Genomic DNA, 15,950 nt, shown 5'->3' with positions numbered 1-15,950 from the left:
CCCGGTGGGACGGGGCCGCGGATGAGGTCAGAGCTGCTGGCCGGCTCCGGTGGTGCCGGTGTTGCCGGCGCGCAGCAGGTCGCGGATCTCCTCGAGGACGAGGACGTCGTCCGCCTTCTCCTCCTCTTCCTCGGCGCCCTTGTTGCGACGCTCGGCGAGCTTGTTCATCGGCATGACGACCGCGAAGTACAGGGCGGCGGCGATGAGCAGGAAGTTGACCAGTGCGGTGACGATCGCGCCGGGCTGGATCGTGGCGCCGTTGACCACGAACTGGCCGACGGAGTCGAAGTTCGGCTGGCCGAAGATGGCGCCGATGAGGGGCAGCAGCACGCGGTCGGTGACCGCGGTGACGATGGGCGTGAACGCGCCACCGATGATGATGCCGACCGCCATGTCGATGGCGTTACCTCGGGAGATGAACTCCTTGAAGCCGTTGAGCATGATGTTCCTCCGGTGGGCTGGCTGACGGGTGGGGGATGGGTGGGAGCAGTGTCGGGACGTCCCGGCCCACGCCGGTCCCCGTCAGGTGGGCCCGAGAACGACGCTCAACGGGGTCCAGGCACTGGAGCCAACGAGGAGACTAGCGTCGGATGGGCTTGCTGAAACGTACATCTCCGTGACGTCGCTCTCCTCCCTGCCCAGCAGTCCGCCGCCCTCCTCGCTGATCGACGCGAGCACGAGGACGTCCTCGGCCACCGTCTCGGCGGGCCCGCCGTCGGTCGGTGGGGCGAGCAGGGTGACGCGGACGCCCGGCGAGGCCAGCCCCGCGCTGCCGTCGTCCGCGATGCGCACCGCCACGACCACCTCCCCCGGGGCGGCGGCCACGCTCGGCGTGGCGAGCATGCCGTCGGCGACGATCGTCCCCGCGCGCAGCGGCACCGCCAGGGGCCGGCCGAGCAGGTCGGCCGCGTCGACCGGCGCGCCCGCGGGGACCACCTCGGCGGGCAGGTCGAGCGCGGTGAGGTCGCCCTCCTCGAGGACGTGCCCGGCAGGCAGGTCCGCGCTCGCCCCGAGGGCCGCCGTCGTCGGCGGGGGCGGGGGCCGCAGCTCGGCCACGGCGATCGAGGCCGCCAGCGCCAGGCAGACCGCGGCGATCGCGTGGCGCCAGCGCCAGGCGGCGCGTCGCAGGCGGGCGCCGGTGGTCCGGGAGGGCGGGGGAGCGGCTCGGCTCATGCCCGCGACGCTAGGTGCGCGGGCACCCGCGGCCCCGCGGAGCCTCGGCGGCCCTGTGGATCAGCGGGTGCGTGCCGTGCCTGTGGGACCCACGGGGCGCGTCAGCGACTCGCACGGTCGTCGCCGCTCCGTGCGGGGCGGGCTGCGGACCGGGGACCGGTCAGGCGGCGGAGCCGGCGGCCTTCGCGCCGGCGGTGCTCGAGCCCGACGTCGAGGCGGACCCGCCGCTGCCCGATCCGGACGCGGCCGGGGCTGAGGCGCCGGAGTCCGACCCGCCCGCGGACGACGCGGCGGCGTCCGAGCCGCTCGAGGAGGTCGACCCGCCGGAGCGCGAGGACGACCCCGACCCGCCGGAGGTGGAGGAGCGGGCGTCGTTGCGGTAGAAGCCCGAGCCCTTGAACACCACGCCGACCGAGCTGAAGAGCTTGCGCAGGGCGCCGCCGCAGTCGGGGCAGATCGTCAGGGCATCGTCGCTGAACGACTGCTTCACCTCGAGCTCGTGGGAGCACATCGTGCAGCGGTAGGCGTACGTCGGCACCTCGTGGACCTCCGGTCTCTGGGGCCGTGTTAGCAGTCGGCCTCGTCGAGTGCCAATGGTAGCCCCGAGAGCGGCACGCGCGCAGTGACCTGCGTCGCCGGGCCCGGCCGGCGGCATACGCTCGGTCGGTGGCAGCGGAATCCCCGACCTCGACCTGGCGCAAGGTGCTCGTCGGCGTGCTCGCCGTCGTGCTCCTCCTCGGTCTCGCCCTGGCGGCGGTGACCACCTACCTCGTGCGTCGCCCCCTGCCCGACCACTCCGGCGAGCAGCACGTCCCGGGCCTGACCGCACCGGTCGAGGTGATCCGGGACGAGCGCGGGGTGCCCCACCTGTACGCTGAGACCGACGCGGACCTCATGGCGGGCCTCGGCTACGTCCATTCCCAGGACCGGTTCTTCGAGATGGACTACCGCCGCCACGTCACCGCCGGCCGCATGGCCGAGCTCGTCGGCGACGTCCCCGAGGCGATCGAGGCGGACATGGTCATCCGGACGATGGGGTGGCGCGACGTCGCCGAGGAGGAGTGGGAGCTGCTCAGCGAGGAGTCCCGCGAGCTCTACACCGCCTACGCCGACGGGGTGAACGCCTACCTCGAGGACCGGGAGGCGTCCCGGCTGGGCATCGAGTACACGGTGCTGTCGCTGACCACCGACGTCGGGGAGATCGAGCCCTGGTCCGGCATCGACTCCCTGGCCTGGCTCAAGGCGATGGCCTGGGACCTGCGCGGCAACTACGAGGACGAGGTCTCGCGCGCGGCCGCGCTGCGGCCGATGTTCGGCGACGTCGAGGTCGTCGACGGCCTGTTCCCCGACTACCCCGTCGACCGGCACTCCCCGATCCTGCCCGACGGCGGCGACGGCGCGGCCGCGGGCGGTGAGAGCCCCTCCGACGCCCCGGCGGAGGAGGGGGAGAGCCCCTCGGACGAGGCCACGCCGTCGGAGCCCGGGGCCGAGGCCCCCTCCGCCGAGGCCGACGCCGGCCCCGACGCCGGCTCCGACGCCGAGGCGGGTGCCGTGGATGCGGACGGCCGGGACGCGGCCTCCTCGGTCGTGCGGGCGGGAGCGGCGCTGGACGCGGTCCCGGTCCTGCTCGGGCGCGGCGACGGGATCGGCTCGAACTCCTTCGTCGTCGCCGGCGAGCACACGGCCACCGGGGAACCGATCCTCGCCAACGACCCGCACCTGTCCATCGACCAGCCCAACCTCTGGTACCAGGTCGGCCTGCACTGCGTGGAGCTCACCGCGGACTGCACCTTCGACGTCACCGGCTTCTCGTTCGCGGGCATGCCCGGGGTGATCATCGGCCACAACGACGACCTCGCCTGGGGCCTGACCAACCTCGGGGCCGACGTCATGGACCTGTCCCTGGAGCGGACCTTCTCCGACGGCACCTACCTGCGCGGCGAGGAGCGCATGCCCCTCGAGCGACGCACGGAGACGATCCTCGTCGACGGCGCGAGCCCGGTCACCCTCGAGGTGCTCGAGACCGCCGAGGGGCCGATCGTCTCCGAGGTCCTCACCGGGACCCGGGCCGCCGCGGGCGTCCCCGTGCCCGAGGACTCGCCCGAGGCCCACTTCGAGGGGTACTCCGTGGCGCTGCGCTGGACCGCGCTGACCCCGGGCCGCACCGGCGACGCGGTGTTCGCCCTCAACCGGGCCGCCGACGCCGAGGACGTGGCCGCCGCGGCCGCCCTGTTCGAGGTGCCGAGCCAGAACATCGTCTTCGCCACCACCGACGGGGACATCGGCTACCAGGCGCCGGGACGGATCCCGGTGCGCGCCGAGGTCACCGACGCACCGCTGCCCTCGGACGGGTCCTGGCCGCGGCCGGGCTGGGACGAGCGCTACCAGTGGCAGGGCTACGTCGACCCGGCCGACATGCCGGCCGCGCTCAACCCCGCCGAGGGGTTCATCGTGGCCGCCAACCAGGCGGTGCAGCCGGTGGACATGGACCCCTTCCTCACCGGCGACTACGACGCCGGCTACCGCTCCGAACGGATCCGCACCCTGCTCACCGAGCAGATCGCGGCCGGGGAGCCGCTGACCGTCGAGGACGCCGACGAGATCATGCTCGACGACGCCAGCCCCTTCGGTGAGGTGCTCGTGCCCTACCTCCTCGAGGTCGACGTCACCGACCCCTTCGTCGCCGAGGCGGTCGACCTGCTCGAGGACTGGGCGGCCGAGGGGTACCCCAACGACGTCGACTCCCCGGGGGCGGCCTACTTCAACGCCGTGTGGGTCGACGTCCTGGACATGACCTTCGGGGACGAGCTGCCCGCCGCGCAGGCGCCGAGCGGAGGGGCGCGCTGGCTCCAGGTCCTCGAGCAGCACCTCGCCGACCCCGAGGGCCGGCACTGGGACGACCGCACGACCGTCAACGTCGTCGAGACCCGCGACGAGATCCTCGGCCAGGCCCTCGTCCAGGGCCGCTACCAGCTCACCGCCCGGCTCGGGAAGGACCCCGCGACCTGGCGGTGGGGCGACCTGCACACCTTCGAGCCGCGCCACCCCGTCCTGGGCGGGGAGGGCGTCCCGACGCTCGTGCGCCAGTTCGTCAACCCGGAGCCCGTGGGCGTCTCGGGCGGTCCGTCCATCGTCAACGCCACCTCCTACGACGCGACCGCCCGCGACGAGTACGGGCGGCCGAGCTACCGGGTGACCGCCGGCCCCTCGATGCGGATGGTCGTCGACCTGGCGGACCTGGACGCCTCGACCTGGGTGACCTCCTCGGGCACGAGCGGGCACCCCGCCTCGGGGCACTACGACGACCAGGCCGAGGCCTGGGTGACCGGCGAGACCTTCCCGTGGGCGTTCAGCCGGGAGGCGGTCGAGGCCGCAGAGGAGGACCGCCTGGTGCTCACGCCCGACGCGCACTGAGCGCGCCGCGGATCGGGCGGGGGCGTGCCGGGCCGGGCGGAGCCTGGCCGAGCCGGGCCGGGCCGGGCGGTCCCGGGTCAGACCGAGGCGGTGGACTCGGTCGACAGGCTCCCGAAACCATCGGGTCCGGGCCGCAGGACCGTCACGCCGCCGGGCTGCACGACGCCGGTCACCGGGACGTCCTTCTCCCCGTGCGGCAGCGTGCCGTCGACGAGCTCGCCCTCGAACAGCACGGCCCACACGGGCGTGCCCTCCGGGATGAGCTTGAGCACCCGGTCGTACCAGCCGCCGCCCTGACCCAGCCGGTTGCCCTGGCGGTCGACCGCGAGGGCGGGGACGATGACGACGTCCGCCTCGGCGATCGCCTCCGAGGGCAGCGACTCGCCCGAGGGCTCCGCGGGGCGCCCCGGTGCACGCTCGGCGAGGTCCTCCAGGCCGGCGAACTCCGCCCAGGCGCGGGCCAGGCCGGGCCCGAGGGCCGGCAGGAGGATGCGTGCCCCGGCCTCGTGCAGGGTCTCCACCGTCGGGAGCGACGGCGGCTCGGTGGGTCGGGAGACGTACAGGGCGACGGTCCCGGCGCCGTCGAGCAGCGGGAGCAGACGACGGGCGATGTCGATCCCGGCGCGGGAACGCTCGTGCTCGCCACGCCGGGCGCGGTGGGACCGGACGGCATCACGCAGGACCTGCTTCGACTCGTCGAGGTCCAGGTGGTCCACGCGCGGAAGGTCAAGGATGCCCCGGTGCATGCCCACCATCATGCCAAGGTTCGCGAGGCGCGGCAGCCCTCGGAGATGGGTACGTCTGACGATATCGCTGTCAGCGAAGCGGGGTGGTCGACGGGTCGTCCGAGCCTCCCGTCCGGCGGTCGGAGCGGGGGCGTGGGGGACCTACTCTCGGGGGGTGGCCGAGCAGGGCGTGGGGGATCCGGTCCTCGTCGACGAGGACGTGCGCGTGCGGGCGCTGCGCCGTCGGGACCGTCGTCGCTGGCAGGCCCTGCTGGCGGCGAACCGTGACTGGCTCGCGCCGTGGTCGGCCGGTCCGCCGGTCCCCGCGCGTCGGGCGACCTTCGCCGAGCACCTGCAGGAGGTCCGCCACCAGGCGCGCGCGGGCACGGGTCTGTCCCTGGTCGTCGAGCGCGACGGTGAGCTCGTCGGTGCCGTGACGGCCCAGCCGATCAGTCGTGGGTCGAGCTGGACGGCCTCGGTGGGCTACTGGGTCTCCGAGCACGTCGCCGGCCGGGGGATCGCGCCGCGCGCGGTGGCCCTGCTCGTCGACCACCTCTTCGACGAGCTGGGGATGCACCGGGTGGAGATCGACGTGCGGCCGGGCAACGCGGCCAGCCTGCGCGTGGTGGCCAAGCTCGGGTTCGTCGAGGAGGGGGTGCGCCGTGGCCTGATGTTCGTCGACGGGCACTGGCGCGACCACCGGTCCTTCGCCCTCATCGCGGGTGACCTCGGACCCGGTCCGGGGGCCGTCCGGCGTCGCCTCGACCGCGGCCGGTAGGGGGACCGGCCGGCGCCTGGCCGTCGCCGGCCGGTGAACGCCGGCCGATGAACGACGACGACCCCGCCCCGCGGGTGCGGGACGGGGCCGGACGCCGGTGGCGTCGCCCGCGGTGCGAGCGGGTGCCGGACTACTCGACGGTGCCGGTCAGCTCACCCTCGCGCTCGTCGCCGTTGCGCTCGCCGGCCTCGTCGCGGCCCTCGAACTCCGCCTCGATGGTGTAGGCCTCGCCGGGCTGGAGGAGCATGACCTGGCCGACGGAGTACTGTTCGCCGGAGCCGAGCGTGTAGACGTCCTCGCCCAGGGAGTCGGAGTTGACCCCGTTGTCGTTGACACCGAGCTCGGCCAGCAGGTCGTTGTCCGCGACCGAGGGCTGCTGCATGTAGGGCCAGGAGTCGTAGTTCAGGCCGACCTCGACCAGGCCGTAGCTGAGGTTGACGGGCTCGCCGTTGTTGGTCACGACGTAGTTGAGGACGAGGACGTCGTCACCCTCGTTGACGATGGGCTCCTCGGTGTCCGGGTCCGCCCAGATGCTCGAGCGGGTGGCCTGGTCGCGCGCGACCTCGTAGACGTCGACGGTCACGTCGCCGAGCTCGATGGTGCCGAGCAGCTCGCCGTCCTCGGTGATCGGGTTCGCCCAGGGGGCGGCCGAGCCGGCACCGGCCTCGCCGTCCGCCGCGGGCTCGTCGGACTCCGACTCCTCGGGGGCGTCCTCGGACTCGGTCTCCTCCGGCGCGTCCTCGGACTCCGTCTCCTCGGGGGCGTCCTCCGACTCCGACTCCGGCTCCTCGGGGGCCTCCGGCTCGCTGGGCTCCTCGACGGGGGCGGGGGAGCTCGTCTCCTCGTCGTCCCCGCCGCACGCGGCGAGGGTGAGGGCGGTCGCGACGGCGATCGGGGCGATGGCCCAGCGGGTGGTCCTGCGCATGGGTGGTTCTCCTCGGGTCGGATGGGTGTGCCATCAGGCCGGGGCGGCCTGTCCGGTCGCCCCTGGGGGGCTGGGACGGAGTCTAGGTAGGCGAGATCCTGCCCGGAGCCGGTTGGAATGGAGAGCGGTCACCATCACGTCCGCGCGCCTCCACGGCGGGGCGCGGGGGTCGACCTAGCGTGGGATGCGTGGATCTTCAGGGCTACGTCCTCGCTGCGGCGGTGGTCATGCTCCTGGTCTACGCGCTGCCCGCGGTCGCGGACCGGCGCCGCCTCATGGCCGCCACGCGGCTGGAGGACCGGCACTCGGACCGGCTGCGGGTCCTGGCGACCGTCGGCGACGGCGGACGTCGGGGCCGGGCCTCGCCCGGCCATCCCGGTCGCGTCATGCACGACACGGCGCACCGACCCACCGCACCGCAGCTGCTGCCCATCGGACCGGAGTCACGAGCCATGAGCACGATCAAGCCCCGCCTCTCCGAGCCGGCCAGGCGCGCCCGCGACCTCGCGCACGCCCGGTCGCAGCGTGCCGCGCGCATGAGCCGCCGCGACGCCGCCCGGAACCGGCGCGTGATGTACCAGGTGGTCCTCGGGCTGCTCACCGTGGCGGCGTGGGCGCTGGTGAGCTATGCGGGATGGCACCTGACCGCCGTCATCGTCCCGGCCGTCCTCCTCGTGGCCGTCGTCGCGCTGTCCGTGCGCGCGGCGGGCGAGCGGCGCACGCTCAACTCGGTCGACCGGGCCGAGATCCGTCGGATCGACGGCGAGCTGCGTGCCCTGTCCCGCCGTCCGCGCGAGCGCGAGCTGGAAGCGGGCATCGAGGCGGCTGCCGAGCCGGGTGCGGCGGACGCGACGGCACAGATCGCCGCCGGGGAGACCGGCGGTCAGACCTCGACCCGCTCCGACGATGTCGCCGCGCGGACCTGGGCGACGGTCTCCTCCGACCGGCTCACCTCCGGGGTGTCCGACGCGGCCGGGACGGTTGCCGACCGCCAGGAGCGGCTCGTGCCCGCGCACGACGGGGCTGAGGGGACCGGTCGCGGCGATGCGCCGGCGCAGACCGCGCAGGACGAGAGCGGCTGGACCCCGGTGCCGGTCCCGGCCTCCCGCTGGGCCGGCGACGGCTCGGACGCGCCGCGCCGGACCGCCCCGGCCTTCGAGGCCCCGGCCGCGCCCTCGGCGCGGGTCCCGCTGCGCCCGACGCGGCCGAGCTCGATGGGTTCGAGCGTCGTCGCCGGTTCGGGGGCCGACGCCCCGGAGCCGGGGGCCCCGCGCGCCTCGGTGCTCGATCTGGACGCGGCGCTGGCCCGGCGGCGGGCCAAGGGCGCCTGAGCGTCGGCCGCGCCGCGGGCCCGGTCATGACGGAGGACACTCCGACCGGCGGGGATCCGGCCGGGGCTCGGTGCTAGACTTTTTCTCGCTCACCGGCCCGCCGGTGCGCATGGGGCTATGGCGCAGTTGGTAGCGCGTCTCGTTCGCAATGAGAAGGTCGGGGGTTCGAATCCCCCTAGCTCCACCAGAAGGTCGTTGTTCAAACCAACGACATCACCAGTTTGAGTTCCGGATTCGACTGTCTGTCCTTGGCGGCGGACGGCGAGGGTCTGGACGTCCGGGTCGAGGAACACGTTGAACGGCACTCCGGGTTCGGCGTGGATGGTGTCGTCGTCGTGGACGATGAGTTTGTCGAAGAAGGCTTGATTGGCGATCCGCCGTAGCGAGTCGTTGATGCTCATGTAGATGGCGTGCATGTCGCCTGCGAGGGCGAGGCAGTCATCCAGGTGCGCCTTGGCTTGCTCGTATTCGATGTCCCCGGCGTTGAGCTGGGCGTCGAGGAACGCGAGCCTACGGGCGATGCGGTCTTGCTCGGTCCCTAGGAGGTCGAGGGGTACTGCGCCGGCGTAGTGGGCCTGCATGAGTTTCTGCCGTTCGTCGCGCAGGGCGTCTCGTTCGGCCTTGTACCCCTGGGCCTCTTGTTTGGCGACCTGGTGGAGTCGGTCGAACTCGCTGGTGACCAGCTCACGGAGCGCTGGCAGAACGTGTTCGGGTATCTGCATGTGCCGGTAGTGGTCCTCGACGGCGGCTTCGATGTCGGGCACGAACATGGACTTGCGTTCGCAGTTGGTGCGCTTGGCGTGCCGCCCGGTGCACATGAAGTACGGATAGATCACGCCGCGGCGACTCTTGGCGTTGGTCAACGTCAAGCGTGATCCGCATTGGCCGCAGTAGAGGCTGCCCTTGAGGTAGTGGTCATGGGATTGGGTCTTCTCCCCGGAGGTCTGATGCGCGGTGAGCACGCCCTGGACGCGGTACCAGACCTCGGGGGCGACGAGGGGTTCGTGTAGGCCCTCGTAGGTGGCGCCGCGGAAGCGGACGCTGCCCTTGTAGTAGGGGTTGGTGAGCATCTTGTGGATCGTGGACAGCACCGGCGGCTTCGAGGGCCGCTTCGGCGTCGGGACGGTGGTCAGGCCCCGGTCGATGAGTTCTTCGCGCAGGCTGATCGTGGAGTGGTTCCCGGTGGCGTAGGCCTCGAAGGCCCACTTGACCAGCGGTGCCCGGTCGGGATCGACCTCCACAGCGCGGACCTCACGGCCGAGTTCGTCGCGTCGCGTGACGTTAAGGTAGCCCATCGGGGCCTTGCCGTTGGTGCCACCACTCCGTGCTTTCTGGTTCATGCCCTTGGAGACCTCGCCGGCGAGGTTGCGGGAGTAGAACTCCGCGATGGTGGACATGATGCCATGCAGCAGCATCCCCGAGGGGGTCTCGTCGATGTTCTCGGTCGCGGAGACGAGCATGACGCCGGCCTCTTTGAGGGCGAGGTGGATGGTCACGTCGTCGGCGCGGTTGCGGGCGAGCCGGTCGACCTTGTGGACGATGCAGTAGGCGACCTGGTGGGTCTTGACGTACTCGATCATCCGCATCAGCTCGGGCCGGTCGGCCTTACGTGCGGACTCACCGGCGTCGATGAACTCCTCGACGATGATCGCGTTCAACCCCTGGGCCTTGCGCAGGTTCGCCTCGCGCTGGGCGGGGATGGAGAAGCCCTCATCCCGTCCGCCCTTGGACGCCTGTTCCTTGGTGGAGACGCGCAGGTAGGAGACCGCCAGGGTGGTGGTCTCCCCGATGTGATCCAGAACCTCGGTGGCAGAGGGGGTTTGTGTTGTGGTGCTCATGGGTCGTGTTTTCCCTTCCCGAATGGTCGGGCCAGCACCAGCGGGACTTGGTCCGCTGGTGCGGTGCGACTCGTAACGGGGAAACACGACCCAGCGGGTTCCGCTTCAGCGGTTCCTGCTGGGTAAGCCACGAAGGCCAAACAGGACTGCGCACCACGGGCTGAACCACGCGCGGGTTCAGCCGTTGGCTTCTTGCGTGCTCGATTCTACCTCGTCGCCTCCGACAGGCCCGGTACTGTCCGGCTCGGGCCATGGTGCGGGGCGTTGGGCATCTTGGGTGCGGGCGCGGGCCACGCCGATGAACAGTTGGACCAGCTTGTGCAGGTCCGGGCTCTGCCGTGGTTCGGCCTCGATGCGGTAGTCGCGCATCCGCTCCGGCAGGCGCTCGTCTCGTGCGGGCCGGTGTGGGCGGGTCATGAGACTTCTCCGGTGGGTTCATCGAGGGTGCGGAAGAACGCCTCCTCGGCTTCGCGGCGGGCTTGGACCTGCTCGAAGACGAACTGTACGAAGTCCTCACCCCGGTCGGCGATCACGGTCTCCTCCACCGGCGGTGCGGGGTCCTCGCCAGGCCAGACGGTCTGGCGGGTGGTCCGGTCCCGGTCGAGGCGGGTGCCGGAAGCACTTACCCATTCGCGGAGCCGATTGCGGGTGTCGGCGAAGTCGCGGTGCCAGCCGTTGGGTGCGGACCCGTTCTGTTCGGGGTCGTAGGCGCACAGCCAGTGCAGGTGCAGCGCGGATAGTTCCCAGAGGAGTTCGGGGTGGCGGTGCCAGAACGGCGGCACCACCGACGCGGGGAGCCCGTAGGTGCGGCGCAGCCAGGCGACCCAGTCATTGAGCGCCAGCCACTCGGCTTCCAGGTCATCGGCGCTCAGCAGGTTCCAGTTCACCGGGTGCGGTGGCTCAGCCACATTACCGGCTGGGTCGTCGGTGTCGGGCTCGTCGTCCAGATAGTCCGGCTCGTCGCCTGGGTGGTCGGGTTCGTCTGGTTCGGGAGTGTGCTTGCTCATCGTCGATAGCCCCTGTCGGTCACATACTCACGGCCGGCGCCGACTGGGTGGCCGGTCGACGCTCGGGTGCGGTGAACGCGGCGGAGTCGCGTTCGGGTGCGGTGCGGCGGGGTGTGCGGTCGACGTCGTAGCGGGTGCGGGCCATGTCATGGCCGAGGCGGCGGGCGACGAACTCCTCGCCTTCGATGTTCTGCCCGTCGCGCTGGTAGGTGTACTCGCGGACGTACCCCTCGGCGACGAACTTGTCGCCCTTGGCCAGACGTTCGTGGCCCTGCTCGGCGGCGGCATTGAACGCGACCAGGTTGTGGAAGGTGGTCTCGGTCTGGGTGAACGACCCGTCGTCCTCTTGCCGGTAGTGCTCCTTGCCGACCTTCATGAACAGGCGGGCATCACCGCTCTCGGTGTGGCTGAGCTGCGGGTCGGACGCCACGAACCCCGAGAACGACTGCTGGGTGCGGATAGCCATCTGACTCTCCTCCTGACACATCACGCGACCCCACGTGCAGGACCGCTCGTGTCAGACAGGTGCACCCACGCGACCAGACGTGGTCAGGAGCCAGGGCGGCGCAACAGCGCTTCGATCTCGGCCCGGTCACCCTTGAGCTGGGCGGCATCAGACCGCGAGGGCCAAGGACGCAGATCGGTCACGATCGGCGATGCGGCACGCAGCAGGGTCACCCCGGTGCCGAACGGCAGGGTCCTGATCCGGTCCGGCGGGAGTATCGGCACCCGGCGCACCGAGCGCTGATTGGAGCGGGTGCCGTGATCGCCCAGGGTCACCGAGTCGGTGTATTCGTCGCGTTCGCCGATGAGGGTGGAGAGGTCTTGGAGGTCGCGGGAGTTGGAGGCACCGCCGAGGATGACCTTCACGATGGAGGCGTCCCAGATGGCTCCGGCGGCGTTGTCGGACCACTTCTCCCGCGCCTGGGCCAACGACTGCAACACCGGCAGGGTCGTTATCCCCGTGCCACCGCCCTCGGCCATCAGCGTCGGCAGGGAGGGCAACGGGGCGAGGTTGCCGATCTCATCGAGTGCCAGCAGCAGCGGCGGGTCGAGGCGTGCGCCGGGTGAGCGTGCGGCGATCCGGCGGGCGGTCTCGATGAGGTCTTCGACGAACGCCGCCACCAGAGCGGCCGAGGCGCCGGCTCCGGCGCCGGTGGCGAGCAGATAGAGGGTGCCGCGGTCTTGGATGAAAGTCTCGGGGTCGAAGCCCTCACCCGGCCCCGGTGAGACCGCATCCAGCACGCGAGGATCGGCCAGGGCTCCGAGGGCCAGCGCCACGCCTTGCCAGATGGAGTCCCTGGTCTTGGGGTCTGAGTCGATCATCGCCCCGAGCGAGTCCGCCCACCCGGTCGCGGCCTGGGTGGTGTTGGTGAGGATGGCGACGGCCTCGGCGGCGGCGGTCGGGTCGAGAGTCCAGCGGAACAGCTCCGCGGGTGGGCGGTGGTCGAGGGCGGCGGCGTGCAGGAGGGCTTGGAGGGCGGTGCGGGTCTTGCCTTCCCAGAACCCGCCGGATTCCACCCCGCCGGCGGAGAGTCCGGTGGCGGAGGCGAGTCCGGTGGCGCGGATCATCGCGGTCAGGGGGTCGTGGCAGCCGCGGATCGGTGACCACCGCATCCCGGCGGGGATGCCTTCTGCGAGGTGCTGGGGGTCGAACACCGCCACCGGCCGACCGTCTCGTTGGCGGGCGCGGAGGGTGGCGGTGAGGTTGTCCGGCCGCGTCGAAGTGGTGACGACAGCGCCGGGCGCGTCCAGGATGGCGTTGATGACCACATGCAGGCCCTTACCCGAGCGGGGTGGGCCGATCAGCAGGATCGAGTCCTCCACCGAAGCCCACACCTGCCTGCCGCGCGAACGACCCAACAGGTAGCCCACATCGGACGGTGCGGCCTCGTCGAGCGAGGGACGCAACGTCGCGGCGCGGCGTAGCAATGCCTTCGAAGACGCGGTCTGGGTGACCTCATGTGCCGTGGCGGTGCCGGCCAGGCGACGCGGGTCGGTCTCGACCTTGCGCGAGTGGCGACGCAGCCGTACCCACACCCACATCCCCGCCGCAGCGAGCACGCCGAGCAGGACGGCGGTAGTGATCCAGTACGCAGCCGGGTTCAGACCATCCGCATCCAGCGCCGTCGCGGGGTCGGCGGGGTTGAACAGCACTCTGAGCCCGGATGCAGGGCCGGAGGCGGGTTGGGGTGTGCCGGTGAGGAGCGCGGCCGCTGATCCTGCGGCGCGCAGGACGAGCGCGAAGCCGAAGGCACCGATCAGGGTGACGATGGCGGCATTGGTCAGCTCATCGCCCATGCTCCCAGTCTGCCGCTGCCCGGTCACCGTGAGAACCGCCGGATGTGCAGGGTGCCTGAGACCCGTCCCAGCAGCACGACCTCACCGGCGCCGCCGGCCAGGACAGGCGCGAGCTGGTCGGTGTCGATCAGGGCGCGGGCGTGGCCGGTGCCGGTGGCGTCGGTGTGAGCGACGACGACGGCGACCGCGATGTCCTCACCGGGCACGAACCCCTCACCGGTGACCTCCACCAGCTCCGGCCCCTGCTTGGTCTTGGTGTGCTTGTCACGCTGTTCCTGCGGCTTGGTCTCCGCGGGTTCTGCCGGTGTGGGCTTGCGGGCGCGGATGAGGTCGGTGAACACGGACCCGTCGACCTCGCGGACCTCGATCCGCACCGCGATGGTCCGGTCCGCAGTGATCGCGTCCATCAGCTCACCGAAGGTGCTGCGCGTCCACGCGGCGCCCTGTTGTGGTGGCGGGAACGGTGTGCCGTCGACGGTGACGTCCAGGGCACCGTTTTCGGCGACTGTGACGATGACGTGTGGCAGCAGCACCGGGGTCTCTGCCCGGTCCTGCCCGGTGGTGCGGCGTGGCTTCTTCGATGCCATCAGATGACCCCCTGGGTGAGGCGGGAGCTGGTGTCGAACAGTCCCAGCTCGGCGGGGTGAAGCTGGTGCTGGGTCACGAAGGAGCGATCCTTGATCCGCCACAACCCCTGCCCGACCCCCAGCGAGGGGAGCAGCTTCTGTTCGGTGCCGGTCAGTCCGAGGGCGGTGGCGGTAGGTCCGAGCTGGTCGGATTCCTGCCGGTACACGATCCTCGTCTCGGCGTTCGCCAGCAGGCTGTTGGCGAGGGAGCGCATGGCTGAGCCGTGGTCGCCGACGTTGTCGAGGTCGGAGAGCTTGTGGAAGATCAGCATGTTCGCGATCCCGTAATGACGAGCGAGCCGCCAGTGCGCGTCCATGCGCTTCAACAGCGCCGGGTGGGACATGAGACGCCAGGCCTCGTCGTAGATCACCCACCGCTGCCCACCGGCCGGGTCCAGCAGTGCGGACTCCATCCACGCGCTGGAGCACGTCATCAGCACCGAGATGAGGGTGGAGTTCTCCGTCACCCGCGACAGGTCGAGGCTGATCATCGGCAGCGACGGGTCGAACGCAACAGTGCTCGGTCCGTCGAAGAGCCCTTGAAGGTCACCAGCGACGAGCCTGCGTAGGGCGTGGCCGACGAGCCGGCCATCCTCGGCCAATCGACTGTCGGCGTCTGCCTCTGAGGTGCTGGGGTTGAGGATGTGGTCGACGACCATCGGCAGGATCGGCACGTCGTTCTCCCGCACCGTGGCTGTCAACGCGAGGTCGATGGCGGTGTGCTCCAATGGCGTCAACCCGCGCGCGAGGACGGTCTCCGCCAGGGCGCCGATGAGGTCCCGGCGGCGGGAGGCCACGGTCGTCTTCCACTGCTCATCACTGAGCCCGCCGGGGCGGTGGCCCTCGTCGAGAGGGTTGAGCCGAGTGTTCAGGCCGTGGCCGAGGACGATCGCCCGGCCTCCGACCGCGTTCGCGACCGCGGTGTGTTCGCCTTTGGGGTCGCCGGGGACGTAGACGCGGCGCCCGAACGGCAGGGACCGGGTGTAGAGGGACTTGGCGAGACTCGACTTGCCGGAGCCGACGATCCCGGCCAACACGACGTTGGGTGCGGTGATGATGCCACGGGCGTACAAGACCCAGGGGTCGTAGACGAAGCTGCCGCCGGAGTAGAGGTCTTGGCCCACGAACACCCCGTCGGAGCCCAGCCCGCCTTCGGCGACGAACGGATACGCCCCCGCCAACGTCGCCGAGGTGTCCTGGTGGCGCGGGAGCCGGAACCGACCCGGTGACCTGAGCGCAGCCGGGCCGGGTTCGCCAGCGGCGGGTAGGTAGCGGGTGGCGCGGCGTTCGGCGCGCTCAGCCTCGGCCTTCGCGCGCGCGGCGGCTTTCTCGGCGGCATGCTGCTCGGTCAGGAGTTTGGCGGCTGCCTTCCGGCGTTGCCTGCGCAGGCGGCGGCGCTCGGCGGCGGGGGCGACGAGGACCGAGGTGTGCAGCCGCTCCCGCTCGTCTCCCTCGCCGGTCATAGTGACAGCCCCCGTCCCGAACCGGCCGAATTGCCAGAGGGGGTGGCGTACCAGTCGCGGTCCGCGCCGAGGGCGGCGCGCCGGGCAGCCGACGCCTCCCGAGCCGGTGCGGGGTCCCGGTGTGGCTGCTCGGCCTCGTGCACCGAAGCGTCTGATGGTGTGTCGAACTCGCGGTACAGGCCAACATGCCCGAGCGCGTGGTTGTAGGTCAGCGCGTACCCGCCGTCCTGGACGGTCCGGTCGGTGCTGCCGGTGGGCGGTTGGTCGTCGTAGACGTACCCGTTCTCCAAGGCCGCCTGGGTGGTCTCCTCGCCATAGTCGTACCCGCTCAGGCGTCCGATGGCAGCCTCGGCGCCGTCGCTGTCGATC

General features: G+C 71.6%; 15 protein-coding genes, 1 tRNA gene and 1 pseudogene. 5 read left to right on the top strand and 12 right to left on the bottom strand.

Annotation, left to right across the window (positions count from 1 at the left end; translation table 11 throughout):
- Positions 1–27: 27 nt before the first annotated feature.
- The 3 genes from mscL to AC3D3D_RS06930 all read right to left on the bottom strand — a co-directional run bounded on the left by mscL (position 28) and on the right by AC3D3D_RS06930 (position 1,711).
- Positions 28–441 (bottom strand): large conductance mechanosensitive channel protein MscL, encoded by a 414-nt coding sequence (gene mscL / locus AC3D3D_RS06940; RefSeq protein ID WP_463662515.1) that lies wholly within the window; start codon positions 439–441, stop codon positions 28–30.
- 81 nt (positions 442–522) lie between these two features.
- Complete coding sequence (locus AC3D3D_RS06935; protein WP_463662516.1) at positions 523–1,173, bottom strand: SAF domain-containing protein; 651 nt, start codon at positions 1,171–1,173, stop codon at positions 523–525.
- A gap of 160 nt (positions 1,174–1,333) precedes the next feature.
- A complete protein-coding gene (locus AC3D3D_RS06930) occupies positions 1,334–1,711 on the bottom strand; it encodes an FmdB family zinc ribbon protein (protein WP_463662517.1) in 378 nt (125 codons plus the stop codon).
- Between the two features lie 128 nt (positions 1,712–1,839).
- On the opposite strand from AC3D3D_RS06930, the gene AC3D3D_RS06925 reads away from it, so the two are divergent.
- On the top strand, positions 1,840–4,587 hold the full coding sequence (locus AC3D3D_RS06925; RefSeq protein WP_463662518.1) for a penicillin acylase family protein: 2,748 nt from the start codon (positions 1,840–1,842) through the stop codon (positions 4,585–4,587).
- Between the two features lie 77 nt (positions 4,588–4,664).
- On the opposite strand, the gene AC3D3D_RS06920 is transcribed toward AC3D3D_RS06925, so the two are convergent.
- A complete protein-coding gene (locus tag AC3D3D_RS06920; protein ID WP_463662519.1) occupies positions 4,665–5,333 on the bottom strand; it encodes a 5-formyltetrahydrofolate cyclo-ligase in 669 nt (222 codons plus the stop codon).
- A gap of 154 nt (positions 5,334–5,487) precedes the next feature.
- Between AC3D3D_RS06920 and AC3D3D_RS06915 the strand changes: the two genes are divergently transcribed.
- Positions 5,488–6,090: a GNAT family N-acetyltransferase gene (locus tag AC3D3D_RS06915; RefSeq protein WP_463662520.1), complete on the top strand. Its 603-nt coding sequence runs from the start codon at positions 5,488–5,490 to the stop codon at positions 6,088–6,090.
- A gap of 130 nt (positions 6,091–6,220) precedes the next feature.
- Here AC3D3D_RS06915 and AC3D3D_RS06910 read toward each other — a convergent pair whose 3' ends face one another.
- Complete coding sequence (locus AC3D3D_RS06910; RefSeq protein ID WP_463662521.1) at positions 6,221–7,015, bottom strand: hypothetical protein; 795 nt, start codon at positions 7,013–7,015, stop codon at positions 6,221–6,223.
- Positions 7,016–7,203: 188 nt separating this feature from the next.
- On the opposite strand from AC3D3D_RS06910, the gene AC3D3D_RS06905 reads away from it, so the two are divergent.
- From AC3D3D_RS06905 to AC3D3D_RS06895, 3 genes are all read left to right on the top strand, one after another.
- Positions 7,204–8,346, top strand: coding sequence for a hypothetical protein (locus AC3D3D_RS06905; protein ID WP_463662522.1), 1,143 nt, complete (start codon positions 7,204–7,206; stop codon positions 8,344–8,346).
- Positions 8,347–8,457: 111 nt separating this feature from the next.
- Positions 8,458–8,533 (top strand) — tRNA-Ala (locus AC3D3D_RS06900).
- A 382-nt stretch (positions 8,534–8,915) separates the two neighbouring features.
- A complete protein-coding gene (locus AC3D3D_RS06895) occupies positions 8,916–9,221 on the top strand; it encodes a hypothetical protein (protein WP_463662523.1) in 306 nt (101 codons plus the stop codon).
- Here the strand turns inward: AC3D3D_RS06895 and AC3D3D_RS06890 are convergent.
- From AC3D3D_RS06890 to AC3D3D_RS06860, 7 genes and pseudogenes are all read right to left on the bottom strand, one after another.
- Positions 9,132–10,184: pseudogene (locus AC3D3D_RS06890) on the bottom strand (recombinase family protein); the annotation flags it as partial. The gene AC3D3D_RS06895 and the pseudogene AC3D3D_RS06890 overlap by 90 nt on opposite strands.
- A gap of 177 nt (positions 10,185–10,361) precedes the next feature.
- Positions 10,362–10,601 carry a hypothetical protein gene (locus AC3D3D_RS06885; protein WP_188550677.1) on the bottom strand — a complete coding sequence of 80 codons (240 nt, stop codon included), beginning with the start codon at positions 10,599–10,601 and terminating at the stop codon, positions 10,362–10,364.
- On the bottom strand, positions 10,598–11,191 hold the full coding sequence (locus AC3D3D_RS06880) for a hypothetical protein (protein WP_188550676.1): 594 nt from the start codon (positions 11,189–11,191) through the stop codon (positions 10,598–10,600). The genes AC3D3D_RS06885 and AC3D3D_RS06880 overlap by 4 nt, the downstream gene beginning before the upstream one ends.
- 19 nt (positions 11,192–11,210) lie before the next feature.
- A complete protein-coding gene (locus tag AC3D3D_RS06875; protein WP_463662524.1) occupies positions 11,211–11,657 on the bottom strand; it encodes a single-stranded DNA-binding protein in 447 nt (148 codons plus the stop codon).
- Between the two features lie 83 nt (positions 11,658–11,740).
- A complete protein-coding gene (locus AC3D3D_RS06870; protein WP_188550674.1) occupies positions 11,741–13,492 on the bottom strand; it encodes a type IV secretory system conjugative DNA transfer family protein in 1,752 nt (583 codons plus the stop codon).
- A gap of 23 nt (positions 13,493–13,515) precedes the next feature.
- A complete protein-coding gene (locus AC3D3D_RS06865; RefSeq protein WP_463662525.1) occupies positions 13,516–14,079 on the bottom strand; it encodes a hypothetical protein in 564 nt (187 codons plus the stop codon).
- On the bottom strand, positions 14,079–15,581 hold the full coding sequence (locus AC3D3D_RS06860; RefSeq protein ID WP_463662526.1) for an ATP-binding protein: 1,503 nt from the start codon (positions 15,579–15,581) through the stop codon (positions 14,079–14,081). The genes AC3D3D_RS06865 and AC3D3D_RS06860 overlap by 1 nt, the downstream gene beginning before the upstream one ends.
- Positions 15,582–15,950 lie beyond the last annotated feature (369 nt).

Source organism: Georgenia sp. X1117 (assembly GCF_057784635.1).
This window is presented reverse-complemented; position numbering and strand designations above follow the sequence as displayed.

What these genes read in the sequence shown, in the direction of transcription:
- mscL (WP_463662515.1), bottom strand. Translation starts at nt 441, where the DNA reads ATGCTCAACGGCTTCAAGGAGTTCATCTCCCGAGGTAACGCCATCGAC.
- AC3D3D_RS06935 (WP_463662516.1), bottom strand. Translation starts at nt 1,173, where the DNA reads ATGAGCCGAGCCGCTCCCCCGCCCTCCCGGACCACCGGCGCCCGCCTG.
- AC3D3D_RS06920 (WP_463662519.1), bottom strand. Translation starts at nt 5,333, where the DNA reads ATGCACCGGGGCATCCTTGACCTTCCGCGCGTGGACCACCTGGACCTC.
- AC3D3D_RS06910 (WP_463662521.1), bottom strand. Translation starts at nt 7,015, where the DNA reads ATGCGCAGGACCACCCGCTGGGCCATCGCCCCGATCGCCGTCGCGACC.
- AC3D3D_RS06885 (WP_188550677.1), bottom strand. Translation starts at nt 10,601, where the DNA reads ATGACCCGCCCACACCGGCCCGCACGAGACGAGCGCCTGCCGGAGCGG.
- AC3D3D_RS06880 (WP_188550676.1), bottom strand. Translation starts at nt 11,191, where the DNA reads ATGAGCAAGCACACTCCCGAACCAGACGAACCCGACCACCCAGGCGAC.
- AC3D3D_RS06875 (WP_463662524.1), bottom strand. Translation starts at nt 11,657, where the DNA reads ATGGCTATCCGCACCCAGCAGTCGTTCTCGGGGTTCGTGGCGTCCGAC.
- AC3D3D_RS06870 (WP_188550674.1), bottom strand. Translation starts at nt 13,492, where the DNA reads ATGGGCGATGAGCTGACCAATGCCGCCATCGTCACCCTGATCGGTGCC.
- AC3D3D_RS06865 (WP_463662525.1), bottom strand. Translation starts at nt 14,079, where the DNA reads ATGGCATCGAAGAAGCCACGCCGCACCACCGGGCAGGACCGGGCAGAG.
- AC3D3D_RS06860 (WP_463662526.1), bottom strand. Translation starts at nt 15,581, where the DNA reads ATGACCGGCGAGGGAGACGAGCGGGAGCGGCTGCACACCTCGGTCCTC.